The organism is Halomonas qinghailakensis (assembly GCF_025820815.1).
GTDB classification, from domain to species: Bacteria; Pseudomonadota; Gammaproteobacteria; order Pseudomonadales; family Halomonadaceae; genus Vreelandella; species Vreelandella qaidamensis.
On the sequence record NZ_CP096973.1, the window covers coordinates 2,511,674 to 2,536,657 of the forward strand.

24 protein-coding genes are annotated in these 24,984 nt (G+C 52.3%); 17 read left to right on the top strand and 7 right to left on the bottom strand.

Going from position 1 to position 24,984, the window contains the following annotated elements; all coding sequences use genetic code 11:
* The first annotated feature begins 25 nt into the window (after positions 1–25).
* From pdxA to M0220_RS11700, 5 genes are read left to right on the top strand one after another with little or no spacing between them, the layout of a single operon-like run.
* A complete protein-coding gene (pdxA, locus tag M0220_RS11680; protein WP_264017706.1) occupies positions 26–1,078 on the top strand; it encodes a 4-hydroxythreonine-4-phosphate dehydrogenase PdxA in 1,053 nt (350 codons plus the stop codon).
* A 26-nt stretch (positions 1,079–1,104) separates the two neighbouring features.
* Positions 1,105–1,935 carry a 16S rRNA (adenine(1518)-N(6)/adenine(1519)-N(6))-dimethyltransferase RsmA gene (rsmA, locus tag M0220_RS11685; RefSeq protein ID WP_264017707.1) on the top strand — a complete coding sequence of 277 codons (831 nt, stop codon included), beginning with the start codon at positions 1,105–1,107 and terminating at the stop codon, positions 1,933–1,935.
* Positions 1,932–2,309, top strand: a complete 378-nt coding sequence (gene apaG, locus M0220_RS11690; protein ID WP_030073811.1) for a Co2+/Mg2+ efflux protein ApaG — start codon at positions 1,932–1,934, stop codon at positions 2,307–2,309. Before rsmA ends, apaG begins: the two co-directional genes overlap by 4 nt.
* Before the next feature lie 22 nt (positions 2,310–2,331).
* A complete protein-coding gene (locus tag M0220_RS11695; protein ID WP_264017708.1) occupies positions 2,332–3,147 on the top strand; it encodes a symmetrical bis(5'-nucleosyl)-tetraphosphatase in 816 nt (271 codons plus the stop codon).
* Between the two features lie 47 nt (positions 3,148–3,194).
* Positions 3,195–4,340: a polynucleotide adenylyltransferase gene (locus tag M0220_RS11700; RefSeq protein WP_264017709.1), complete on the top strand. Its 1,146-nt coding sequence runs from the start codon at positions 3,195–3,197 to the stop codon at positions 4,338–4,340.
* A 20-nt stretch (positions 4,341–4,360) separates the two neighbouring features.
* On the opposite strand, the gene folK is transcribed toward M0220_RS11700, so the two are convergent.
* Together folK and folB are read right to left on the bottom strand one after the other, a co-directional pair.
* Positions 4,361–4,906: a 2-amino-4-hydroxy-6-hydroxymethyldihydropteridine diphosphokinase gene (gene folK, locus M0220_RS11705; RefSeq protein WP_264017710.1), complete on the bottom strand. Its 546-nt coding sequence runs from the start codon at positions 4,904–4,906 to the stop codon at positions 4,361–4,363.
* Positions 4,903–5,259, bottom strand: a complete 357-nt coding sequence (gene folB, locus M0220_RS11710) for a dihydroneopterin aldolase (protein ID WP_030073800.1) — start codon at positions 5,257–5,259, stop codon at positions 4,903–4,905. Before folB ends, folK begins: the two co-directional genes overlap by 4 nt.
* A 105-nt stretch (positions 5,260–5,364) precedes the next feature.
* Between folB and plsY the strand changes: the two genes are divergently transcribed.
* A complete protein-coding gene (gene plsY / locus M0220_RS11715; RefSeq protein WP_264019227.1) occupies positions 5,365–5,934 on the top strand; it encodes a glycerol-3-phosphate 1-O-acyltransferase PlsY in 570 nt (189 codons plus the stop codon).
* Between the two features lie 18 nt (positions 5,935–5,952).
* Here plsY and tsaD read toward each other — a convergent pair whose 3' ends face one another.
* Complete coding sequence (tsaD, locus tag M0220_RS11720; RefSeq protein WP_264017711.1) at positions 5,953–6,993, bottom strand: tRNA (adenosine(37)-N6)-threonylcarbamoyltransferase complex transferase subunit TsaD; 1,041 nt, start codon at positions 6,991–6,993, stop codon at positions 5,953–5,955.
* Positions 6,994–7,211: 218 nt separating this feature from the next.
* On the opposite strand from tsaD, the gene rpsU reads away from it, so the two are divergent.
* The 3 genes from rpsU to rpoD all read left to right on the top strand — a co-directional run bounded on the left by rpsU (position 7,212) and on the right by rpoD (position 11,661).
* Positions 7,212–7,427, top strand: a complete 216-nt coding sequence (rpsU, locus tag M0220_RS11725) for a 30S ribosomal protein S21 (protein WP_007113641.1) — start codon at positions 7,212–7,214, stop codon at positions 7,425–7,427.
* A gap of 177 nt (positions 7,428–7,604) precedes the next feature.
* A complete protein-coding gene (dnaG, locus tag M0220_RS11730) occupies positions 7,605–9,524 on the top strand; it encodes a DNA primase (RefSeq protein WP_264017713.1) in 1,920 nt (639 codons plus the stop codon).
* 280 nt (positions 9,525–9,804) lie between these two features.
* A complete protein-coding gene (gene rpoD / locus M0220_RS11735) occupies positions 9,805–11,661 on the top strand; it encodes an RNA polymerase sigma factor RpoD (protein ID WP_030073790.1) in 1,857 nt (618 codons plus the stop codon).
* A gap of 107 nt (positions 11,662–11,768) precedes the next feature.
* Here rpoD and M0220_RS11740 read toward each other — a convergent pair whose 3' ends face one another.
* Both M0220_RS11740 and M0220_RS11745 read right to left on the bottom strand, forming a co-directional pair.
* Complete coding sequence (locus tag M0220_RS11740; RefSeq protein ID WP_264017714.1) at positions 11,769–13,340, bottom strand: AbgT family transporter; 1,572 nt, start codon at positions 13,338–13,340, stop codon at positions 11,769–11,771.
* A gap of 187 nt (positions 13,341–13,527) precedes the next feature.
* Positions 13,528–14,178: a hypothetical protein gene (locus M0220_RS11745; protein WP_030073788.1), complete on the bottom strand. Its 651-nt coding sequence runs from the start codon at positions 14,176–14,178 to the stop codon at positions 13,528–13,530.
* A 198-nt stretch (positions 14,179–14,376) separates the two neighbouring features.
* On the opposite strand from M0220_RS11745, the gene M0220_RS11750 reads away from it, so the two are divergent.
* Positions 14,377–15,744: an L-serine ammonia-lyase gene (locus M0220_RS11750; RefSeq protein WP_030073786.1), complete on the top strand. Its 1,368-nt coding sequence runs from the start codon at positions 14,377–14,379 to the stop codon at positions 15,742–15,744.
* On the opposite strand, the gene M0220_RS11755 is transcribed toward M0220_RS11750, so the two are convergent.
* Positions 15,741–16,637: a LysR family transcriptional regulator gene (locus M0220_RS11755; protein ID WP_264017715.1), complete on the bottom strand. Its 897-nt coding sequence runs from the start codon at positions 16,635–16,637 to the stop codon at positions 15,741–15,743. The genes M0220_RS11750 and M0220_RS11755 overlap by 4 nt on opposite strands.
* Before the next feature lie 129 nt (positions 16,638–16,766).
* Between M0220_RS11755 and M0220_RS11760 the strand changes: the two genes are divergently transcribed.
* From M0220_RS11760 to mtgA, 4 genes are all read left to right on the top strand, one after another.
* Positions 16,767–17,750, top strand: a complete 984-nt coding sequence (locus M0220_RS11760) for an MBL fold metallo-hydrolase (RefSeq protein WP_264017716.1) — start codon at positions 16,767–16,769, stop codon at positions 17,748–17,750.
* Between the two features lie 65 nt (positions 17,751–17,815).
* Positions 17,816–18,925, top strand: a complete 1,110-nt coding sequence (locus tag M0220_RS11765; RefSeq protein WP_030073780.1) for an S-(hydroxymethyl)glutathione dehydrogenase/class III alcohol dehydrogenase — start codon at positions 17,816–17,818, stop codon at positions 18,923–18,925.
* A 75-nt stretch (positions 18,926–19,000) separates the two neighbouring features.
* Positions 19,001–19,855 (top strand): S-formylglutathione hydrolase, encoded by an 855-nt coding sequence (fghA, locus tag M0220_RS11770; RefSeq protein WP_030073778.1) that lies wholly within the window; start codon positions 19,001–19,003, stop codon positions 19,853–19,855.
* Positions 19,856–19,865: 10 nt separating this feature from the next.
* Entirely contained in the window at positions 19,866–20,582 is a 717-nt protein-coding gene (gene mtgA, locus M0220_RS11775) for a monofunctional biosynthetic peptidoglycan transglycosylase (RefSeq protein WP_030073777.1), read from the top strand.
* A gap of 4 nt (positions 20,583–20,586) precedes the next feature.
* Here mtgA and M0220_RS11780 read toward each other — a convergent pair whose 3' ends face one another.
* A complete protein-coding gene (locus tag M0220_RS11780) occupies positions 20,587–21,531 on the bottom strand; it encodes a DMT family transporter (RefSeq protein WP_264017717.1) in 945 nt (314 codons plus the stop codon).
* A gap of 145 nt (positions 21,532–21,676) precedes the next feature.
* Between M0220_RS11780 and M0220_RS11785 the strand changes: the two genes are divergently transcribed.
* The 3 genes from M0220_RS11785 to M0220_RS11795 all read left to right on the top strand — a co-directional run bounded on the left by M0220_RS11785 (position 21,677) and on the right by M0220_RS11795 (position 24,925).
* Positions 21,677–22,066 (top strand): DUF4168 domain-containing protein, encoded by a 390-nt coding sequence (locus M0220_RS11785; protein WP_030073772.1) that lies wholly within the window; start codon positions 21,677–21,679, stop codon positions 22,064–22,066.
* A 221-nt stretch (positions 22,067–22,287) separates the two neighbouring features.
* The gene (locus M0220_RS11790; protein WP_030073770.1) at positions 22,288–24,198 is read left to right on the top strand and encodes a DUF294 nucleotidyltransferase-like domain-containing protein; all 1,911 of its coding nucleotides are present in this window, start codon (positions 22,288–22,290) and stop codon (positions 24,196–24,198) included.
* A gap of 1 nt (position 24,199) precedes the next feature.
* Positions 24,200–24,925 carry a 3'-5' exonuclease gene (locus tag M0220_RS11795; protein ID WP_030073767.1) on the top strand — a complete coding sequence of 242 codons (726 nt, stop codon included), beginning with the start codon at positions 24,200–24,202 and terminating at the stop codon, positions 24,923–24,925.
* The last annotated feature ends 59 nt before the right edge of the window (positions 24,926–24,984 follow it).

A 24,984-nucleotide genomic window follows, 5' to 3' on the forward strand; every position in this document is an offset into this window, starting at 1 on the left:
CGAGCAATCACCATGAGCCAACGCAATGAGCAATAGTGCTGCACCGCTGCTAATTACTACCGGCGAACCCGCAGGCATCGGGCCAGAGATTACGCTGATCTTGGCCGCCAATGGCCAACTGAATAACACCGTAGCGATTGGCGACATCCAGTTGCTAAATCAGCGCGCGGCACTGCTCGGGCTTCAGCTCGATGTGGTAGAAGCAGCCCCTGGAAGCGAAGAGGTGTCTTCACCCGGGCGATTGGTCGTATGGCCCGCCGCACTTCGCGAGCCAGCGCTTCCAGGCGTGCTTAATCCTGCCAATGCAGGCTATGTGCTAGAAACGTTGCAAATTGCTGTAGACGCCTGCCAACAGGGCCATGCAGCAGCAATGGTTACTGCGCCGCTTCATAAAGGTGTGATTATTGAAGGTGGCTTCCCCAACTTCACTGGTCATACTGAATGGCTGCGCGATGCGTGTGGGGTTGATGAGGTCGTGATGTTGTTAGCCACTGATCAAGCACTGCACGCCCAGTCCAGCCACTGGCAGGGTAGTGGTGATCTGCGCGTGGCGCTGGTGACTACGCATCTGCCGCTGCGTGAGGTGGCAGACGCGGTTACCTACGATAAAATCACCCGTGTTAGCCGTCTGCTCGCGGCGGATCTAAAGCGCCAGTTTGGCATTGTTACTCCTCGCATTGCGGTGTGTGGGCTAAACCCCCATGCGGGTGAAGATGGCCATTTAGGGCACGAAGAGCTCGATGTTATTATTCCCGCGTTAAAGGCGCTGCGTGCTGAAGGCCTAGATGTTCAAGGCCCGTTTCCGGCCGATACGCTTTTTACACCGCGTCATTTGGTGGGTATTGATGCAGTACTGGCGATGTATCATGACCAAGGGCTAGCGGTGTTAAAATACGCAGGCTTTGGTCAAGCGGCGAATATTACGCTTGGCCTACCGTTGGTACGAACCTCCGTTGACCATGGCACCGCGCTTAGCTTAGCTGGCCGCGGAATTGCCGACCCCAATAGCTTAGGTGTGGCCCTTGCGCTAGCAAAGCAAATTGCTGCACGGCGCGCCAATGCCTCCATTGCTTTATGAATCAACCCTCCAAGGAACACTGTTAGATGTCTCAAGTGCCTCAGCAGCACCGTGCTCGTAAACGCTTTGGTCAAAACTTTCTGCGTGACCTCGGCATCATTTCGCGTATTGTCCGTGCTATTGGACCTCGCGAAGGCGACCGACTCGTCGAAATTGGCCCAGGACAAGGCGCGCTTACTGCTCCGTTGTTAGAGGCGACAGGAAAGCTTGAAGTCATTGAGCTAGACCGTGACTTGATTCCTGGTTTAAGGGTGCAGTTTTTTAACTACCCTGACTTTGTGATTCATGAAGGTGATGCACTGAAGTTTGATTTCACTGCGCTAAAAGGGGATGGCCCAGCGCTGCGAGTGGTTGGTAACCTGCCTTACAATATCTCGACACCGCTTATTGTGCATTTATTGACCATGGGTAATGCGATTGCCGATATGCACTTTATGCTGCAAAAAGAGGTCGTTGAGCGCTTGGCCGCTGAGCCAGGCAGCACTGATTGGGGGCGGCTGTCAGTGATGGCGCAGTATTACTGCCATGTTGACCAGCTGTTTATCGTGCCGCCAGAAGCCTTCGTTCCGAGGCCGAAAGTTGACTCCGCCATTGTTAGGCTGACGCCTCATGAAAGCTTGCCCCAAACGGCAGATGACCCAGCGCTGCTGTTTGAGCTGGTCAAGTTAGCGTTTGGTCAGCGGCGCAAAACACTACGTAATAACTTAAAAGGTAGAGTGAGCGCAGAAACATTAGAGGCGTTAGGCATTGATCCCGCACGGCGTCCGCAAACCCTGTCGGTTGCTGAGTACGTAACTATCGCTAATCAAGTGGCGGCGGACGAAGCGCTTAGTAACAAAGGGAGTGACGACGCGTGAGTGCTTTAGCCATTGAGGTTAGCATTGCGCCTGAGTACCGGGTGGCAGAGTCAAACGACAGTGAGTCGCGTTTTGTGTTTAGTTATACCGTAACGGTGCATAACCAAAGCCCTCATAGCGTGCAGCTCATGGCGCGCTACTGGAAAATTACCCAAGGTAACGGCGATAGCCAAGAGGTACGTGGCAAAGGGGTGGTGGGCCAGCAACCGTTAATTGGCCCAGGACAGCGTTTTCGCTACACCAGTCGAGCTATTCTGCAAACGCCGGTAGGTGTTATGGAAGGTGCTTATACGTTGCTCAATACCTACACCCAGCGGGCCTTTGATGTGCCCATTGCACCTTTTAGGCTAGCGGTGCCGCGTCAGCTTCATTGACCATTCTCTAAAAGGGGTAGCCATGAGCACTTATGTCATTGGTGATCTGCACGGCTGTCATGCTGAGTTTGTCAGCTTGCTAGAGCAGCTTGGCTTTAATCCTGCAAACGACACACTCTGGCTGGTTGGCGACTTAGTCAATCGCGGCCCTGGGTCGCTTGCCTGTTTGAAGGAAGTGCAGGCGTTAGGCGGTGCTGCCCGCTGCGTGCTGGGTAATCACGATTTTCATCTGCTGGTGGTGGCACGCGGTGGCGGAAAGTTGAAAAAAAACGACACCCTCAGCGATATTCTTGCAGCACCGCAGCGCGAACAGGTGCTGGACTGGCTGCAAAGCCAACCATTGGCAATTTATGAAAATAATACACTGATGACCCATGCGGGCGTGTTGCCCACGTGGCGCGCAGAGCAGGCGATATCGTTTAGCCAAGAAGTTCAGGCGGCTTTGCTCAGTGAGCGTTCAGGCGAGTTTTTAACGCAACTATTTGGTAATCAGCCTGACCAGTTCCGTGACGACCTGGAAGGGATGGATCGTATGCGCTGTCTCGTTAATGTTTTTACCCGTATGCGCTTTATCAATAGCGACGGCAAGCTGGACTTTGCTGCTAAGGAAGGCTTGGAAAGTGCTCCCGACGGATTTGCTCCCTGGTTTCAGTACCCAAGGGCGGATACGCTACAGCTGCTGTTCGGACACTGGGCCGCATTAGAGGGCCGTACCCCGAATGCCGCGATTCATGTTGAGGCGCTGGACACGGGTTGCGTGTGGGGTGGGTCGTTAACCGCTCTCAATCTGGAGTCGGGTGAGCGCATCAGCGTACCTAGCCGTCGGCCTAGACATTAAAATACGAGACATTAAAACACGAGACATTGAAAAAAAGGGCGATAGCCGTGTTTCAGGTGGATGCGAAAACCAAAGGGCTTGACGTTTATCGTGTTGGCGGGGCAGTGCGCGATGCGCTGTTAGGCTGGCCGGTAGTTGATAATGATTGGGTCGTCGTCGGTGCCACGCCAGACGTTATGCAGCAGCGGGGTTTTAAACCAGTGGGGCGCGATTTTCCGGTTTTTCTGCATCCTGATACTGCCGAAGAGTATGCGCTCGCACGAACTGAAAGAAAGTCTGGCCACGGTTATGGCGGCTTTGAAGTACACGCAAGCCCTGATGTAACCCTGGAAGAAGACCTTTCAAGACGTGATTTAACCATCAACGCAATTGCGCAGCGCTTTGATGGCGAGTTGACCGATCCCTTTAACGGTCAGCGGGATATTGAGCAGCGCCTGTTGCGCCACGTGTCCCCAGCGTTTAGTGAAGACCCCCTACGAGTATTGCGCACGGCACGCTTTCTTGCCCGTTACGCACACTTAGGGTTTACCATTGCGCCTGAAACCCTAGCGCTAATGCGAGAGGTGAGCCGTAGTGGAGAGCTTATCCACCTTGCTGCTGAGCGAGTGTGGGTGGAAACTGAAAAAGCGCTGGGCGAACCTACCCCCGATTGTTATTTCATTGCTCTGAACGATTGCGAGGCGCTGGTAACTTGGTGGCCAGAGCTGGCGGATGAGGTGGTACTGAAAAGTGCGCTTGAAGCAATGGCGCTGGAGGCAGCCGAGCAAGTGGCAATCGACAGCTCTCTTCCACTAGCTCACTGGCGCTACGCGTTGATGGTATCGGTATTGAGTGATTCACAGCGTGATGAGCTGGCGGTAAGGTTGCGGCTACCCAATGCGGTGACACAACTTGCCCACCATGTAGCGCTTAGTATGCATGTATTGTCCGAGCCATTAAGCGACGAACGCGTTCTGCATTGGCTAGAGCGTTTGGATGGCTGGCGTAAGCCTACGCAGGTTAATGCGCAGTTACAGCTCATCAAGCGTTTAGCTAAAGAGGCGGTTGAACCGCTGAGCCGAGCGTGGCATGCCGCACAAAGCGTAGACCCACAAGCACTATTGCAAGAGGGTTATCGCGGAGCAGCCTTAGGTCAGGCGCTACGTGAACGCCGACAGCAGGTAGTGGCGAACGCAATTTTGGAGATGCGCTAAGCGTTAACTGTGAACTCTGGTTAGCGAACAGATGCCTTCTTTGGCGCGGGGTCTGCCTGGGAAACCCAGCGGCCACGCCATTGAAAATCGATGGCCCATAAGCGTTGGCTGCCCATATCGAAGCGTTGCCACAATGTGGCGTAAGGCAGGCCACAGAGGGGGTGACGTTGATTGGGTAGCAGTTCGGCTAAGGGCTGTAGAACGAAGGCGTTGTGCGTGATCTCTTCTCGGGGTAGGGTGACATTATCAATGGTGGCGCACACGTCTCCCACCGTAAGTAGGTCAATATCTAATGCCCGTGAGCTGCACTTAACCATGTCGGGAGTACGACCATGGGCGATTTCAAGCTGTTTAGACCACGCTTGAAGCTCACCCACCGTCCAGTCGCTATCAAACGCAACTACAAGGTTATAAAAGTTGCGATTATCATTAAAACCCACCGGCTCGCTTTCAAAAACACGTGATATTTGCAGGGTGCCAAAGGTATCTTCAAGCGCGTCTAGGCACAGGCGAATATGAGTGTCAGGATCGATATTGCTGCCTAAACTGAGAGTAACCAAGCTCATGGAAGCGTGCCACGGGTAATTTCAAGACCCACGCTAGCGGCTTGTGGAACTGCCCCTGGTTTGCGTACGGTAAGGCGCAGCCAGGTAATGGAGAACTCCTGCTGTAAGCACTCAGCCAGGCGTTCTGCAAAGGTCTCGACGAGAGCAAATTGGTGCTCGTCAGCAAAGCGCTGGATTCGCTGGCAAATGGCTGCATAATCAAGCGTTAAGCTCAAGTCATCTGTAGCGGCAGCGGGACGTATGTCCGTTGCGAGCGATAAGTCCAAGCTTAAAGACTGAACAATGGTGCGCTCCCAGTCGTACACACCGATGACGGTATCTACTGCCAGCGCTTCGATCAAAATGCGATCCACAGGTTTTCCCCTAGCGTCAACAAGCGGGCGATTGTACTTGAGGATAGCGCGAAACGACAGCTGAGTACGGTCTAACGCTGGGTAGGAGCCAAGGTGGTGAGCGGAATGATATGGATCGTGGTGGGCTACTTAAGCGGAAGCTGGTTAGCGGCGCTGAGCGTATGTCGGTTGGCAGGCGTGCCTGATCCGCGCTATCAAGGTTCATGTAACCCTGGGTTTTCGAACGTGCTGCGCCTTTACGGGCCGCGCTTAGCAGTCACCACGCTATTGCTAGATGCATTAAAAGGGGCGCCTGCAGTGCTGGCAGCCAAATGGCTGGGGCTACCTGTTTGGCTACAGGGGGCAGTAGGATTAGCCGTTCTCCTGGGTCATAGCTATCCTCTTTGGCATAGGTTTCGCGGTGGTAAGTCGGTTGCCAGTGCGTTTGGCGTGCTACTGATCTTGGTGCCCAGCGTGGCGCTGCTTAGTGCCATATGCTGGATGCTGCTTGCTTGGCGGCTGCGAATGGCTGCGGCAGCATCGCTTATTAGTGCATTTGTTGCGCCGCTGGCCTGCGTCTGGCTAGCACCCGACTACGTTATGGTCGTGAGTGGTTTCAGTCTATTGGTGCTCGCGCGGCATGGATTGAATATTCGTCGCCTGCGTCGAGGAGAAGAGCCGCATTTACGCGGCTAGTAGGGGACGCTATAGAAGTTAGGTGGGCGTTAAGGTGTCCAGCGGCCAACGCGGCGTCGCCTTCATAACGCCGTTATCATCACGCTCTCCCGCCGCTAGGCGTTGGGCGCCGACATAAGCGATCATTGCGCCGTTGTCGGTGCAAAAGCGCCCGCGAGGGTAATAAGACCGCGCGTTACGTTTCTCTGTTTCGACCGCTAGGCGCTCACGCAGGCGTTGGTTAGCACTGACGCCACCTGCGACCACCAAGCGCTTTAAACCGGTTTGGTCTAATGCGCGTCGGCATTTGATAACCAGGGTGTCCACGACAGCTTCTTCAAAGGCTCTCGCCACGTCGGCTTTGGCTTGGGTGTCTAGTTCTCCAGCTGCTTCCAATTGGCGAATAGCGGTCAGCGTATGAGTTTTTAAGCCGGAAAAACTGAAGTCTAGGCCAGGGCGGTCGGTCATTGGTCGTGGAAAGCGGAAACGTTTTGGGTCGCCTTGCTCAGCAAGTTTAGCCACGTGAGGTCCGCCGGGGTAGGCAAGCCCAAGCATTTTGGCTGCTTTGTCGAAGGCTTCACCCGCTGCATCATCAACCGATTCGCCGAGTAGCTGATAGTGCCCAAGCGCCTGCACTTCGACAAGCTGAGTATGCCCGCCAGAGACAAGCAAGGCGACAAAGGGGAAGTCAGGAGCGTCATCTTCCAGCATAGGGGCTAACAGGTGGCCTTCCATGTGGTGTACGCCAAGTACTGGGATGTCCAGGGCGCGTGCCATGCCGTGCGCTGTGCTGGCGCCAACCATTAGTGCGCCCACTAACCCCGGGCCTGCGGTGTAGGCAATGCCGTCTAGATCGTTACGCGTCAGCTTTGCGTCGTGCAATACTTGCTCAATCAGCGGTAACAGCTTGCGCGTATGGTCGCGAGAGGCAAGTTCAGGCACCACGCCACCATACTCGGCATGCATGGCAATTTGACTATATAGCGCGTCGGCAAGCAGGCCGCTGCCTCCAGTGTGCGAAGTATCATAAATCGCGACGCCCGTTTCATCGCAAGATGTTTCAATGCCCAGTACGCGCATAGCTGAAGAACTCGTTGTCAGTTGAAAATCGTAGGTAAAAACAGTGCTGGAAACCAGGAGACTAGTTTAGCATTCTCATGCTTGAAGCGCGTAAGCATTTGCAAAGATCATCAACCACGACTAGACTACTGTGCGCTGTAAAACTGGGTCGTATACTGTGTCTTTGTCAGTGTACGAACTATCCGAACTCAAGACTCCTTAAGGTAGGTGAGTGCTTAATGCCTTCTGTAAAAGTACGTGATAACGAGCCGTTTGACGTCGCCCTGCGTCGCTTCAAGCGTTCTTGCGAAAAAGCCGGTGTTCTTTCTGAAGTACGCCGCCGCGAGCACTATGAGAAGCCGACTGCTGAGCGTAAGCGCAAAGCGGCAGCTGCCGTAAAACGCCACGCCAAGAAGATTCAGCGTGAGCAAAAGCGTTTCGAACGGCTCTATTGATCCGTACCCGAGGGGGCCGGAGCAGTTAGCTGGCCGTCTCAAGAGGGATGTCAAGCGGCCGCCACTAGGTGGCCGTTTGTTTTTGTTTTGATTCATCGCTGTTTATGGTGATCTGGCAACATGCCTGATGACCTTAGGCAGGTGATCTAGCGCTTTGCGCGAGGATGCCCGCAGTTCATGGCAGGCCAAATTCCACAACGTTTCATTGATGACCTTTTAGGCCGTGTAGATGTGGTCGAGGTGGTTGGTGAGCGTGTGCAGCTTAAAAAGGCCGGGCGTAACTATTCTGGGCTATGTCCTTTCCATCAAGAGAAAACTCCGTCATTTACGGTCAGCGCTGATAAACAGTTTTATCACTGCTTTGGGTGTGGTGCCCACGGTAATGCGCTACGCTTTCTAATGGAATACGACAAACTACCCTTTCCCGATGCGGTTGAGCAATTGGCTAGCCGTTTAGGGTTAGAGGTTCCTCGTGAGGGTGCCGATGATCCGCGCGCTCAGCAGCGCGAAAAAAAGCGCAAAGAGGGCGTTAACCTTCTTGAACTTGCTGCCAGTTTTTACCGAGAACGGCTAAAAATGCAGGAGGGGCAGGGAGCGCAGCGTTATCTGCAAGGCCGTGGGTTATCGCAGGACGTCGTTAGTACCTATGGTATTGGTTATGCGCCTGGTGGGTGGGAAGCCCTAAAACAGCACTTGAGCGCACGGGGTATTGGTGAGCCTGTCCAAGTAGAGTATGGCTTGCTTATTCACCGTGAAGACACAGGGCGGACGTATGACCGCTTTCGTGATCGTGTGATGTTTCCCATTCGGGACTTAAGGGGGCGAACCATTGCGTTTGGCGGTCGGGTAATGGGCGATGACCAGCCTAAATACTTGAACTCGCCAGAAACGCCTGTCTTTCACAAGGGGCGTGAGTTGTATGGGCTGTATGAGGCTCGCCAAGCCTCAAGCAAGCTTGAACAGCTTGTTATTGTGGAAGGCTATATGGATGTCGTCGCGCTAGCGCAGTTCGGCATCAATAACGCAGTTGCTACCCTGGGTACGGCAACGACAGAAGACCACCTAAGCCGACTGTTTCGTTTGGTCAGCCGTGTGGTGTTTTGCTTTGACGGCGACCGAGCAGGGCGCCAAGCCGCCAGCCGTGCCTTAGAAACAGCATTGCCGCAGATGATTGACGGTCGTGAAGCGCGCTTCCTGTTTTTGCCAGAAGGTGATGACCCGGATACGTTGGTGCGTCGTGAAGGTAGTGAGGCGTTCCAAAATCGCGTTACCTGCGCGATGCCGCTGTCTGAGTTTCTCTTTGAGCAGTCAGCGCAGGGGCGTGACTTGAATACCGTGGAGGGGCGAGAGCGGTTTGCAAGTCAGGTGCTTGAGGCATTGAACAAAGTGCCTGAAGGAATGCTCAAATCGTTACTGTTAGAGGCATTAGCTAAGCGCAGTGGATTGGCGCAATCGCAGCTAAAAAACCTGCTTGATAAGCGTGCGGCTGTCAGTGCACAAAAAGAGGCGCAGAAGGCGTCTTCGCAGGAGGCCGTGTACTGGGAGCAGGTCGAGTCGCCTGACATGATGCCATTTGAGCATCATGAGGGACCGTTGGTCAGCGCCAAACCTAAACCTTCAGGCTCCAGTAAGAAAAAGTCACCACAAAGGCAGGCACTGCAGCATCGCCCGCAAGTGCTTTCGACCGTGGCACGGATTGTACAGCTACTGTTGAATGAGCCTAGCTTAGTGGCAGCACTACCGGATTCCTTGGACTGGTTGCCAGAGAGTGAAGAAACACCGCTATGTCGCGACTTGATTGAGTTGCTACGTGCCGGGCGTTATCGCAGCCCGCAGGTGGTGTTGGCACATTTTCAGGGTAGCTATGAAGGGCAGGTATTAGCTGAGTTGGCGTCACGAGAGCTGCTGATTCCCAAGGGAACTCGAGAAGCCGAGCTGACAGGATTGGTTGAGCATTTAGTGGAAGTTCAGCGCAAGCGCTCACCACAGGAAGAGTACCAAGCGTTGCTGGATTTAGAGCGTTCTGGGCAAAAGCTAGATAAAGCACAGCGGCAACGTTTGGCAAGCTTGGTAATGGAACTTGTTAAACGACATTAAGCAGGGACTAAGGCGTTTGTCTCTGCATGATCAGAGCTGATGACCAGGGCTAATGATCAGAGTTTTAGGCGCTAGGGTTGAATTTCCCTAACGTTGGCACCACATAAAGGGTCAGTCGCCAGGCGCTGACCTAACCGAACAACCTAACACACCTGAATGACCGCGCAAATACGTTTCGCTGGAAAAATTCCTGCTATTTACGCTATACTGTTCGGCTTGTTGAGTTTAATCGATTCAGCGCCCCAGGTGTTTCATTCTTCTTCGTCGAGATAGGGTTTCTATGGCTGGAAATGCGCAGCAGCAGTCACGTCTGAAGGAGTTGATCGCGCGCGGCAAGGAACAGGGCTACCTGACCTATGCCGAGGTCAACGACCATCTACCCGAGGATATCGCCGACCCGGATCAAGTGGAAGACATCATTGGCATGATTAACGACATGGGTATCAGTGTCGTTGAAGAAGCGCCAGATGAAGACACTTTGATGATGTCGGATCACTCCACGGACGAGTCCGCTGCGGAAGAGGCCGTCGCGGCACTCGCCGCCGTGGAAAGCGACGTAGGTCGCACTACCGACCCTGTGCGCATGTATATGCGCGAAATGGGCACGGTTGAACTTCTAACCCGCGAAGGTGAGATCGAAATCGCCAAGCGGATAGAAGAAGGCACACGGGAAGTGATGTCGGCGCTGGCCTATTTGCCTGGCGCGGTTGCCTCTATCCTGGATGCTTACGATGCCACACAGGACGAAGAAGCGCCTGGCCGCTTATCTGACCTGTTCTCTGGTTTTATCGACCCGGACGAAGGGATTCCAGGCGTTGCAGAAGCCGAAGTGCCTGAGCCCGAAGTGGAAACCGAACTGAGCGATGATGATGATCTCGACAGCGACGGTGACGACGAGGACGAGGACAGCACTGCCAGCGAAGGTGGACCTGATCCGGAAGAAGCGAAAGCTCGCTTCGAGCAAATCCGTGAACAGAACGCCGCTGTCGAAGCTGCGCTCGCGAAATACGGTCGTGGCAGTGCTGAGCTTAAAAATGAGCAAGCGCGCTTAGCCGAGCTATTTTCGCCTATTAAGCTGGTGCCGAAGCATTTTGAGCGACTAGTCGGTCAGGTACGTATTAGCGTTGAGCAGGTGCGTGCCCAAGAAAAAGCGGTCATGCAGCTGTGCGTGAAGAAAGCTAAAGTACCACGTAAGACGTTCATTAAGTCGTTCCCTGGGTACGAGTCTAATCCAAAATGGTTGGACACCTTCCAGGAGGCGCAGCCCAAGTATGCTGACCGCCTTGAGCCACTGCGCGCCGATATTGCTCGCTCTCAGCGCAAAATTGCCTTTGAAGAGGACATGGTGCAGCTCACCGTGGCTGACCTCAAAGAAGTTAACCGCAAGCTCTCTATCGGCGAGGCGAAAGCGCGTCGTGCTAAGAAAGAGATGGTTGAGGCTAACCTGCGTTTGGTAATTTCGATTGCTAAGAAATATACCAACCGTGGCCTGCAGTTCTTGGATCTGATTCAGGAAGGCAACATTGGCCTAATGAAAGCGGTGGATAAGTTCGAATATCGCCGTGGTTACAAGTTTTCGACCTATGCCACGTGGTGGATTCGTCAGGCGATTACGCGCTCTATCGCTGACCAGGCGCGTACCATCCGGATTCCGGTACACATGATTGAGACGATCAATAAGCTCAATCGCGTTTCTCGCCAGATGCTGCAGGAAATGGGCCGCGAGCCAACGCCGGAAGAGTTGGGCGAACGTCTGGAAATGCCGGAAGACAAAGTGCGCAAGGTGTTGAAAATTGCCAAAGAGCCGATCTCTATGGAGACGCCGATTGGTGACGACGATGATTCACACCTAGGTGACTTTATCGAAGACGGCACGATGTTGCTGCCGATTGATATGGCGACTGGCGAAGGCTTGATCGAAGCGACGCGTAACGTCCTTGGTGGCTTAACCGCTCGTGAAGCGAAAGTGCTTCGCATGCGTTTCGGTATTGATATGAATACCGACCACACGTTAGAAGAAGTGGGTAAGCAGTTTGACGTAACCCGCGAGCGGATTCGTCAGATCGAAGCGAAGGCGCTGCGCAAGCTACGTCATCCAAGTCGTTCTGAACCGCTGCGCTCGTTCCTCGACGAGTAGGTAGACCAGAGGCACAAGTTTAGCCGCCTTTGGGTTTGCTGATAAGAAACCCGCCGTTCTATGAACGGCGGGTTTTTGCGTTATGCTGCGTTATACGATGAAAATGCTTATAGCGTGTAATGCGTGGCTGACCCCGGACCAACAGGCAAGCCAAAAACGAATACCCAAATAAAGAACAGCAGGCTCCAGCCAATCAGCATAAATAGCGTGTAAGGCAGCATAAGTGCTACCAGCGTACCAATGCCCATATCTTTCCGATAGCGGGTTGCTACCGCCAGAATCAAACCAAAGTAGCTCATCATTGGCGTAATCAGGTTGGTCACGGAGTCGCCGATCCGGTAAGCCGCCTGAATCACTTCAGGGGCATAGCCCATCAGCATTAGCATCGGTACAAAGATAGGAGCCGTTACTGCCCACTGAGCAGAGGCGCTGCCTAGGGACAGGTTGACGAACGCACACATAATAATAAATAGCGCGAATAAGCCTGGCCCACGTAGACCCAGGGACTGCAGCAGATCAGCGCCAGCAACGGCCGTCACGGTGCCAAAGTTGCTCCAGTTAAACAACGCCACAAACTGCGCCGCAAAAAAGACCAACACGATATACAGGCCAAGACTGCTCATGCTTTTTGCCATGGCATCGACAATATCGCGATCGTTTTGCATGGTGCCTGCCAAGCGGCCATAAACAAACCCCAATACAGTGAACGACACCGCGACAATCACTACAATGCCACGCAAAAAGGGCGAGCCGCTAATCAACCCTGTGTCGGGGTTACGCAATATGCCGTTTTCAGGTACGACCATGACAGCGATTAGAGCGACTAACGCTAGTGTTGCAAGCCCTGTCCCTTTTAAGGCGCGCTTTTCTGATGTTGATAGTCCTTCCATGCGCTGGTTTTCAATATCGCTATCAGCGTAGGCAGAATCGAACTTACCAAGCTTGGGTTCTACAATGCGCTCGGTAACAAAGCCACCAATAAGCGTGACAAAGAACGTGCTGGCGAACATAAAGAACCAGTTTGCCTCGGCGCCTACAATGTAAGTAGGGTCGAGAAGGCGCGCTGCTTCCTGAGTAATGCCTGACAGTAATGGGTCAACGGTACCAATCAGTAGGTTAGCGCTGTAGCCTCCAGAAACGCCGCAGAACGCAGCAGCAAGGCCCGCTAATGGGTGCCGCCCTAATGAGTGGAAGATCATGGCCGCTAGAGGAATCAACACCACATAGCCGAGCTCAGCTGCCATGTTCGACATGATGCCAGCAAACACTACGGCATAGGTGACAATGCGCGGCGAGCGGTTAAGTACTAGTGCGCGCATGCTGGCTGAAAGCAGGCCGGAGTGTTCTGCAACGCCGACCCCCAGCATGGCCACCAATACCGTGCCCAGCGGCGCGAAGCTAGTGAAGTTGGTTACCATCTCTGTGACTAAACGGCGCAGGCCTTCTGCATTAAGCAGTGAATTAACCGCTATCCATTCACCCTCATTAGCAGGGCGAGGGTCGGCAACAGATACCCCTAACGCACCGGCGATGCCGCTGGCGACTACTACCAGCACGCATAAGATAGCGAATAGGGTAACAGGATGTGGAAGCAGGTTGCCCAGCCACTCAATGCTATCAAGAAAGCGAGTAAACGCACCTCGCTTTAGGTTTTCTTCGCGATTTTGTGAGTTTGTCATAAGGTTTGTGTCGTCAGTAGGTTGTTTTTCAGCAAAAATGCCCATGAGTCTGACGGACGACACTACGTTGAAGCCAACAGGGTCGCAAATGGCTTTGTGTATAACGAGATGTAAAAAATGAAATGCCGCCTACGCAGAGCGTAAGGCGGCGATAGCGAAGAGTGGCTAGCAAGAGTTAAGAGGAGAGTTAGCGAGCGTTTTGGCGCGCCTTGTAAATACGCCGTGTAATCAACAAAAGCTCGATCATGGCAAATAGAATCAAGCTGTAGCCCAAAAGCTCGATGGCTTCCTCTGCAACATCCTTAAATTCGCGGATATAGTTGTCCTGCATGACGGCTCGCCAAAAATCTTGGCGACCATAAAGACGAGAAAAAATGTAGGTAACCAATACGCCAGCAGTAAAAAGCCCAAACGCAAACGTGTTGCTATAATGTGAAAACTCTTCAATAAATCGGCGACGCTGCACGACGACCCACACTAGGCTGGGTATCACAATTAACGATACCAGTACTTTCCAGGTGTGTTCCGCAACGTAGTAATCTAAAAAGTAATCCTGTTCGCGTACCAGCGAAGAAGCCACAAATGCCAGCAGCAAAAGGGTGACAGTAGGCCACACTTTAAGTACTTGGCGCACATAAATTAATAAGCCACAACAACTGGCCAATATCAGGGTTTGGGCAAACTCCGTAAAGCCTAGTTCGGTATAGCGTACGTCAGGTAAATAGAGCGCTTCAAAATAACCGCCCTGGGCAATGCCAGCGATAAAAAATACATAAAGCGTTGCACGCAGAAGCGCATAACCAAAGCTAATGGGCCACTGCGGTGGGGTGGAGGGCATACCAACATCCTTATCGGAGAAATGACGTTATAAGAGAGATGCTCAAAAGCATGTATAGAAGAATATCCATTATATCGTCACCCTTCTATGCTCGCACGTCGAACTTAAGGTCGACCGCTCGACTAACAAGAGGATAAAGCTGCACAGTAACGTAGCGATCAGGACATCAACCACTACCGTTGAGGGGCGGAAAATACAATGGCGATAAGCGTTTTTGATCTCTTTAGAATTGGGATTGGCCCATCAAGCTCTCATACCGTTGGGCCGATGCGTGCAGCTCGGGATTTTAGCCAGTCGGTTACTTCACCGTCGCTGACGCGTATGGTGATTAGGCTCCACGGCTCATTAGCTTCTACCGGCATCGGCCATGGTACTGACGGTGCCATCATCATGGGCTTGATGGGAGAAATGCCAGAGTCAATTGATCCAGATACTATTGCCGAGCGACTGCGCGCACTGGATGAGGGCGCTCTGTTAACGCTACCCAATGGTCAAGCGCTAACGTTTGATCGTGCCCATGATATTGAATGGGACGAACATTGTTTACCCTTTCATCCGAATGCCATGATGTTAACGGCCTATCAGCACGATAAGGTTATTGCGACAAATACCTATTATTCCCTTGGTGGTGGCTTTTATGTCGACCAAGCCTGTGCCGATCAGGGAGGGTTAGACGAAGACAAAACGGCACTACCTTACCCATTTGAAACGGCAAATGAACTGTTAGCGCTTTGCCAAACAAATGGGCTGCGTATCAGTGAGCTAATGTTTGAAAACGAAAAAGCATGGCGCAGTGAAGGGGTGATTCGCACAGAGCTACTGACGATCTGGGAAGCCATGCGCACCAGTATTGAAAATGGCTTAAAAGCGACGGGGCACTTGCCCGGAGGGTTGAACGTTCGGCGGCGTGCCCATGGGCTTCACCAACAGCTGCTTTCACCTCCGCCGAACCAACGCTTAATCGTATCGAGCTTTACGGTGATGGATTGGGTTAATTTGTTTGCGCTGGCAGTGAATGAAGAGAACGCCGCAGGTAAACGCATGGTGACTGCACCAACGAACGGCGCCGCTGGTATTGTGCCTGCTGTATTGGCGTACTATTTAAAATTTGAGCCAAATGCCTGTGACGATGACGTAGTAACTTTTTTGCTGGCGGCGGGTGCTATGGGTATTTTGTGTAAAAAGAATGCGTCGATCTCCGGTGCTGAGGTTGGCTGTCAGGGGGAAGTCGGCTCAGCTTGCGCTATGGCCGCAGCGGGACTTGCTGAAGTGCTGGGTGGCTCGCCTAAGCAGGTGGAAAACGCTGCTGAAATTGGCTTAGAGCATAATCTTGGCCTTACTTGCGACCCTGTAGCGGGGTTGGTGCAAGTGCCGTGTATTGAGCGAAACGCTATTGCCTCGGTGAAGGCAATCAATGCTGCACGTATGGCGATGCATGGTGATGGTGAGCATTTTGTATCATTGGACAAAGTGATTCGCACCATGCGTGATACTGGCCGGGATATGCAAGATAAATACAAAGAAACGTCAAAGGGCGGCTTGGCTGTTAATGCCGTTGAGTGTTAAACGGGCGGGTAGGGTGGCAGCGTGGCGCTAATATTGGCCACTAAGTAATCAACGAGCTGGCGGATTTTGGGCGATAGATGCCGGTGGCGGGGGTAGACCGCCCATACTGCGGTGTCGTTGTGTTGGAAAGGCTCTAAAACGGACACCAGCTCACCGCTGGCAAGGTAGGGGGCGACGTAGTAATCCGGCAGCTGGGCCAGCCCTAGCCCTTTCAGCGCGGCATCAAGCAGCGCGGGGCCAGAATTGCCGCTCCAACAGCCTTCCAGTTTAACTTCGCGGCGCTGCCCATTGACCTCAAATAACCAGTTGGGGCGTGACCCCATCAAGCAGCGGTGCTGGCCAAGTTCCGATAACGTGTGTGGTCTAGGGGCTTGGCGAAAGTAAGCCCGCGATCCCACCACATACTCACGTCGTTCGCACAGCCTTCGCGCAATCAGGCTTGAGTCTTTGAGCACCCCCATGCGAATGGCAATATCGTAGCCCTCTTCAATAATCTCTACAGAGCGATTGGTGAAGTGCATATGCACCTCAAGCTGTGGGTGCAGGCACTGGAAATCATTGACGAGTGGCGCGATATAGCGCTCGCCGAACGTTGTCGCAGAAGTCAGCTTCAGCAGCCCACGCGGATTCGCTTGAAGTTCGCTGATAGCTTGCTCGGCATCGCGAAGGCCATCAAAGAGATGACGGCAATGCTCAACGTAGATTGCCCCAGCATCGGTTAAACGAATTTGCCGTGTGGTGCGATACAAAAGCTGAACGCCCAGCTGATTTTCCAGTTGGCTCACTAAGCGACTGATATGCGATGTCGATACTTTTAAGTGGCGTGCGGCGGCCGAGAAGGTACTCAGCCTGACCACCTCGACAAATGCCTCGATACGATCCCAGCGTTGCACGAATTACCCTTAGTTAATCTCTAATTGTTGCTCAGTGACAATAATCTTGTGAGTGTATCCCGCTTTATCCCACTCGCCTAGCTGGCCTACACTGCAATCAACTTTGATGCCTTACGGAGTGCTTTGCTTATGTCGATGAACTCTTCACGCTGGACTCGCCGCGGGTTGGCTATTGCTATCGGTGCAGGCTGGGTTGCGGCAGCTCAGGCCGAGTTACCTGCTCAGCAGCTAGAGCAAGCGCCAGGCTGGTTCCGGATGATGGTAGGCGAATATGAAGTCACTGCACTTTACGATGGTCATACCACTCTAGATACATCGCTGCTAAAAGGCATGGAGCAAGACGATATTCTTCGCCATCTTGATGCTCTCTTTATTGATGCTGACAGTGGTATGCAGACAGCCGTGAATGCTTTTTTAATTCACACTGGTGAAAATCTGGTTCTGGTCGACGCTGGCTCGGCCGCTTGCTTTGGCCCCACATTAGGCCAAGTAGAGCAGAGCTTGCGCGCGTCTGGTTATACGCCAGAGGACGTTGATACCGTCCTGATGACACACTTACACCCCGATCACGTGTGTGGGTTAGTCGACGATAACGGCGATGCTATTTATACCAATGCGGAACTGCGCGCTAGCCAGGATGATGCGGATTTTTGGCTGGATGAAGAGCGTACCCAAGCGTTGCCAGAAGCCGATCGTGCCTTTTTTATTATGGCCCAAGAAGCCGTTGCCCCTTATCAAGATGCCGATCGTTTTAACCCTTTTACGCCCGGTGATGAACTATTGATGGGAGTCGTGGCGCAAGATACCCACGGCCACACCGCTGGACACGCAAGTTTTATGCTTAACAGCGATGATGACGCCATGCTGGTATGGGGCGACGTCGTCCACAGCTACGGCGTTCAGTTTGCCGACCCCAGCGTAGCGATTGAGTTTGATACTGATCCTGAACAAGCCATTCGTACCCGTGAAACAGTGCTGGAAAGTGCCGCAGAAGATAAGCACTGGGTCGCCGGTGCGCATATGCCGTTCCCTGGTATTGGTCATGTCGTCAAAGGTGAAGATGGCTATCGCTGGGTGCCCATTGAGTTTGGCCCGGTCACTACCGACGAATAGCACTACGCAAATCTCAACGAAGGCGCCTGCTGCAAGGCGCACTCAGTTAATTGTTAGGAGTTTTTATGAAATCACGCGCCGCTGTAGCACTCGAAGCGGGTAAACCGCTTGAATTAGTTGAGATCGATGTGGAAGGCCCTAAAGCGGGTGAAGTGCTGGTTAAGATGGCTGCGACTAGCGTATGCCACACCGATGCTTATACCCTTTCTGGCGCTGACCCCGAAGGTAATTTCCCTGCAGTATTGGGTCACGAAGGTGCTGGCGTGGTACAAGAAGTGGGCGAGGGAGTGACCAGTGTTAAGCCGGGTGATCATGTGATCCCGCTGTACACTGCAGAGTGCGGAAAATGTAAATTCTGCCTATCCGGAAAAACTAATCTGTGTGGCAGCGTGCGCGCTACTCAAGGTAAAGGTGTGATGCCTGATGGTACCTCGCGCTTTTCACTAGAGGGCAAAATGCTCCATCACTACATGGGCACGTCGACCTTTAGTGAGTACACCGTACTGCCAGAAGTGTCGCTGGCGGTGGTCTCCAAAGAAGCACCCATGGATAAAATTTGTCTGTTGGGTTGCGGTGTAACTACCGGTATTGGTGCAGTACTGAATACGGCAAAGGTAGAGCCAGGTTCGACGGTTGCGGTTTTTGGCTTGGGCGCGATTGGTTTAGCGGTCATCCAGGGGGCGGTGATGGCAAAGGCCTCTAAGATTATTGCCATCGATGTAAACCCCGATAAATTTGCATTGGCTAAACAGTTTGGCGCGACTGACTTCGTCAACCCGAAAGAGTACAGCGACCCGATTCAGCAAGTCATTGTCGATATGACCGATGGCGGTGTCGATTACTCTTTCGAGTGTATCGGTAATGTTAATGTAATGCGCTCGGCCCTTGAGTGCTGCCATAAAGGCTGGGGCGAGTCGATTATTATTGGTGTAGCGGGCGCTGGCGAAGAGATCTCCACGCGCCCCTTCCAGCTGGTCACCGGGCGTGTTTGGAAAGGCTCTGCGTTTGGCGGTGTTAAAGGCCGCAGTGAGTTACCGGGATACGTCGAGCGCTATATGAATGGCGAGCTGAATATTGACGACTTTATTACTCACGACATGCCGTTTGAGAAAATTAATGAAGCCTTCGATTTGCTTCACGCAGGGAAGAGCATTCGTACCGTACTGCATTACTGAGTATTATTGGTTATAGAGTAAAGGAGCGCGGTAGGGGAAACCCGCCGCGTTTTCATCTTTTCAAGGAGCTTGCCCATGAGCATGAGCGAAACTTTAGAACTAGTGTCTGCCAACCGTAGTTTTGGTGGCTGGCACAAGCGCTACCGCCACTACTCCCGGGCGCTGGACTGCGACATGGTATTTGCGGTTTACCTGCCACCTCAGGCAGAGAATGAGCGCGTACCGCTGCTTTGGTGGTTGTCAGGTTTAACCTGTAACGATGAAAACTTTATGCAGAAAGCTGGCGCGCATCGCATCGCTGCTGAGCTAGGAGTGGCGATTGTTTGCCCCGATACCAGCCCTCGTGGTACTGAGCTGCCCGGTGAACATGAAAGTTATGATCTAGGGTCAGGTGCAGGCTTTTATGTAAATGCCACGCAAGCTCCTTGGAAGTCTAACTACCGCATGTACGACTATGTGATAGAAGAGTTGCCTTCGGTAGTACGTCAGCACTTCCCGGTGAACGGGCGCGAGTCGATCAGTGGTCACTCCATGGGCGGCCACGGTGCGCTAATCCTGGCGTTGCGTCACCCAGGCCGGTTCCGTTCGGTATCCGCTTTTGCGCCGATTGTTAACCCCATGAACTGCCCCTGGGGACAAAAAGCGTTCACTAGTTATTTAGGCGATGACCAATCCCGTTGGCGTCAGTATGATGCCTGCGAGCTAGTGGCGAATGGCGCCTCGCGACAGCGGCTGTTTATCGACCAGGGCGAGGCCGACCAGTTCTTGGATGAACAATTGATGCCGGAGCGTTTGGAAGCGGTGTGTGAAGAACATGATCACCCACTGACACTTCGTCGCCAGCCAGGCTACGACCATAGCTACTTCTTTATCGCTTCGTTTATCGAGGAACATTTACGCTATCATGCAGACCACCTCATGAAGCGCTAAGGATATCGAAATGCTCAATCGCGCGTTGCGCCGTTCTCTTGGTTTGATATGGCGTCTTATCTGGCGTGGCGCGCTAGTTTTTATTGTCCTCTCGATTGCACTGGTGATGCTGTTCCGATTTGTGCCGCCCCCCGGCTCAATGGTGATGGTAGAGCGTAAAGTACAAAGCTGGATCAACAGTGAACCTATCGATATACAACGCCAATGGAGAAGCTGGGATAGTCTATCCAGCAATGCCAAGCTGGCAGTGATTGCGGCTGAAGACCAGCGTTTCCCCGAGCACAGAGGGTTTGATTTAGTGGAAATGCGTCGTGCTTGGGAAGCTAGCCGAGATGGAGCACGTTTACGTGGTGCGAGTACGTTAAGCCAGCAAACGGCCAAAAATGTGTTTTTATGGAGCGGTCGAAGCTGGGCGCGTAAAGGGCTAGAGGCGTGGTTTACGCTGCTGATAGAAGTCTTGTGGGACAAGCAACGTATACTGGAAGTGTATTTGAACGTTGCGGAGTGGGACACCGGTGTTTTTGGTTTGGAAGCTGCAGCTGATCACTATTTTGGTGCGTCTGGAAGTGCTTTGACCGAACGGCAAGCAAGCCTACTAGCGGCTATTCTTCCTAGCCCGCGTACCCGCAGCGCCTCACGGCCAGACGCTCAGGTCGAGCGCCGTAGCCAGTGGATTCGACAGCAGATGCGTAATTTAGGTGGTGTCCGTTATTTAGAGCGCCTGTAACGCGTCAGGTTTTCTCTTTTAGTTTTCGCTCTTTTGGTTTTCGTACCACCATCACGACCCCTGCGATAGCAATAGCCATGCCTACTAGCCCAAGCAGGGGTAAACGCTCATCAAACAGCCACCACGCCTGTAGCGCGGTAACCGGTGGCACCAGGTAAAATAAGCTGGCCACTCGCGATGCTTCCCCCTTTTTGATTAACGCCATTAACAGCAGAATGGCGGAAATAGAGAGCACCAGTACCAGCCAGCCTAGTGTGAGCACAAACGTTAGGCTCCATTCAATCTGGCGAGTTTCAAACAGCAGTGCCCCACTCCCCAGCAGTATCCCCGCCGCGATATATTGAATCGCTGCCCCTGAAAGAAGTGGCATCGTTGTACAGTAGCGTTTTTGGTAAAGCGTACCTAATGAGATGCCTAGCAAGGCAGCGGTAACACTAACTAAGGCGCCAAGGCCAAATCCCGAAAACAGCGAGGTGCCGAACTCTAGCTTGCTGCCTAACACAAGACAGATGCCCACAAGGCCAAGCAGTAGCCCCAACCATTGGCGGGGTGTTAAACGCTCACCCAATAATGGGCCAGCAAAGGCAGCGGTTAGCAATGGTTGCAGGCCAACCAAAAGCGCCGCTAAACCGGCAGGCATACCTAAATAAATCCCGTAAAACACCCCACCTAAATAAGTGCCGTGTACCAACAGCCCTGAAACACCTATATGTAGCCAAAGCACGGGTGATGACGGCCATGCAATGCGCATTAGCCACGTCAATGGAATCAGCAACATAAGAGTGAGCACGAATCGAACAAACAAAAAGGTAAATGGTTCTGCGTAGGGCAGGCCAAATTTTGCGCCAATAAACCCTGTGCTCCAGAGTAAAACAAATAGTCCAGGCATGGCTGTAAGGCTTAAAGAGGCCATATTGATATTTTCTAAGTTATTGATACTTTTAGACATAGTTCCTCATTATAGGCGCTCTCTGTGCGCTTAATTGCTACATTGCGTTCTTTTTGTTACTAACTTTTACATGAAAATTTGAACCTGTAGCTGAACAGCGCGTCACACGAAGCACATTCATAACGCATCAATGAGGTTTCTTACTATGCAACGTATGACTGCTTTGTTCTCTGCTGCTCTTCTCGCTACAGGTCTACTGGCTGGTACCGCGCATGCGCAGCAAACTCAAGACCCGGCTCAAGATCCAATGGCTACCCAGCAAGCACCAGCCCAGGATTTTTCTGATGAGCAGTTACAGCAGTTCGCCGATGCTTCTCAAGAAATCGCCGTGATCTCTCAAGAGTACACACAGCGTCTGCAGGAAGCAGAAGATGAATCCACTCAACAGGAAGTTCGCGCTGAAGCTAACGACCGTATGATCGAAGTCGTTGAAGATAGCGGTTTAGATGTTGATACCTTTAACGCCATTGGTCAGTCAATTCAGCAAGACCCTGAAATGATGCAGCGTGTTCAGGAAATGGCTAACCAGTCATAAGTTTAGTCAATGTTATGGCAATCAGGTTTTTATAGTGAGTTCTCCTTGAACATAAAAATCTAGCTAACATAACGTGTTTGATCCAATGTAAACCCAGCGTTCTGCGCTGGGTTTTTTTGCTTTTGTTACCACCCATTGATGGCCTGAGGGTTTACGGTTCACGCTATCCAAGACAAACTTCATCTATTGTTAATGCTGTCGCGCCAAGTGCAGGAGATCGCATGGATGTTGAGCTATTAGAAATACGTCAGCATATGGGGCAGTATCCCCCGTTTGATGGTTTATCGGATGCGTTGCTAGACGCCATTGCTGAGCACGTTCAAGTACGCTACTACAAAACGGGGAGCGATATATTAAAGTTTGACGATACGCTTACAGAGTTATGCTATATCCGCAGTGGCGCGGTAGAAGTCTACCGCCGTCAGGGCGAGCTTTATAACCGTCTGGGAGAAGGGGATATCTTCGGCCATTTTAGCCTGCTGCGAAACCATAAAGTGCGGTTACCCGCGAAGGCGATCGAAGATACGCTAATTTATTTTATACCTAATGACGTCTTCCAGCGGCTTTGCGAAGAAGACGATGACTTTGCTGACTTCGTTGAACTTGAACGCCCTCGCTTAGAAACCGCTGCAGAGCAGCAAAAAAAGTCCAATGACATGATGGTCACTAGGATACGCAAATTGGTAACGCGCTATCCCGTGATGGTTGAGTCAACAATCACTGTCCAGCAAGCGGCTCAACAGGTGAGCGACGCTCAGGCATCTGCGGTGCTGGTGATTAATGAGGGCAGTAATAATCCTCGTTACAGCTTTCAAGATAGCGAAGGCAAAACCTGGCAAATGTGCGGCATTCTGACGGATAGCGATTTTCGCACTCGGGTGGTGGCAGAAGGTTTATCAGCTCAAACGGCGATTGGCGACGTCATCTCTGAGCGGCTAATCACCATTCAATCAGATGCATCGGTTTATGAGGCCATGCTGACGATGCTACGTAACAATGTTCACCACTTACCCGTGCTTTATCGCCAGCGACCGGTAGGGGTTGTTCACCTTTCTGATATTATTCGCTACGAAACGCAAAGTGGGTTGTATCTGGTAAGTAATATTTTCAACCAGTCCAGCGCCCAGGGGTTAGCGAGACTCGCTCCAGATGTACGTGCTGCTTTCGTAAGAATGGTGCAAGAAGGTGCTAATTCACAAATGGTGGGGAGTGCCTTATCGACCATTGGGCGTAGTTTTACCCGACGTTTGTTAGAGCTTGCTGAAGAAACGCTGGGTCCACCGCCAGTACCTTACTGCTTCATGGTCAATGGCTCCATGGCGCGCAATGAGCAAAGTATCGTCACTGATCAGGATAACGCGCTGATCTTATCAGATGATTTTAATCCTGAGGAACATGACGACTACTTTCATGCGTTAGCCGCCTTTGTAAGCGATGGCTTAGATGCCTGTGGATATACTTACTGCAAAGGCGATGTGATGGCGACTAACCGCCAGTGGCGTCAGCCGTTACATGTTTGGAAGCGCTATTTTCAAGACTGGATGGCCAATCCAACCCCTGAAAGGCTGCTGCATAGTTCGATCTTCTTTGATTTAGACAGCATTTATGGCGAAGACCATTTTGTCGAAGCGCTGCAAGACTTGATAGCCCACACTGCTCCACAGTCGCCGCTGTTTTTGGCAGCCATGGCCCGCAATGCGCTAAATCGAACGCCGCCGCTAGGGTTCTTCCGTACCTTTGTGATGGAAAAAGATGGAAAGCATAACAACTCCATTAACTTAAAACGGCGCGGTACTGCCCCCATGGTCGATCTTATTCGAATTCATGCGTTGGCCTGTGGCTCAAAAGCGCAGAACTCGTTTCAGCGCTTAAACGATATTAGCAATACCCAGCTATTGGCAACCGGTGTTAGTGACAAGCTCAGCTACGCGTTTGAGTTTTTATGCATGTCACGAATTCGCCACCAAATGATTGATCTCCAAGAAGACCGCACGCCCGATAACAATATCGAGCCGGAGAATGTTGACGATAGCGAGCGCCATACGCTGAAAGATGCCTTTCAAGTACTCAGTAATGCGCAAAAATTCCTGAAATTCCGCTATCCCTTACCTGCCCAACGGCAGGGGCGATAATATGCATGGAATCCGGCTTCGTCAAAAAGTGGTTCAAGCTAACTGGTTAGATTATATGGCTGAGCGTGCTGAGTTATCTAACAATAGTGCGCTAAAGCAATTTTATGCGACGCCGCTGCCCAGCCCGGATACCCCTATCTCTCAGGTACCGATGGTGGCGTTGGATATGGAAACTACAGGCCTGGATGAGCGGCGACATGCGATTGTTAGCATAGGGGTGGTACCTTTTACATTGGACCGCATCCCACTAGCTCAGCGTCGTTATTGGGTATTGAAGCCGCCACGGCCGTTAGATGAAGCGTCTATTGCCTATCATCATATTACCCACTCCGAAATTGCCAGTGCGCCTGACCTAGACGACGTGCTAGATGATTTATTAGCGGTGCTAGCTGGTCGCGTGGTGGTGGTTCATTTTCGCAATATCGAGCGCCCGTTTCTTGATGCTGCCGTGAAAGCACGACGGGGAGAAGGGCTGCTGTTCCCGATGATTGACACCATGTCGTTGGAGGCGCGCATGCATAGACAAACGCTGTGGGCACGCTTTCGACGTTGGTTAGGGCAGCCGCCAGTATCGATTCGTTTAAATGCCAGCCGTGAACGCTACTCTTTGCCAGCTTATCAAGGTCATCATGCGTTGGTGGATGCACTTGCGACAGCAGAGTTACTACAAGCTCAAGTTAGTTATCACTACACGAAAGAAACACCCTTGAGTGATATTTGGGTTTGAGTAAGTGTCGTTTGAGCCTAAATAGTAGGGCGTAAAAAGTAGGGCGGTGCATAACGCAA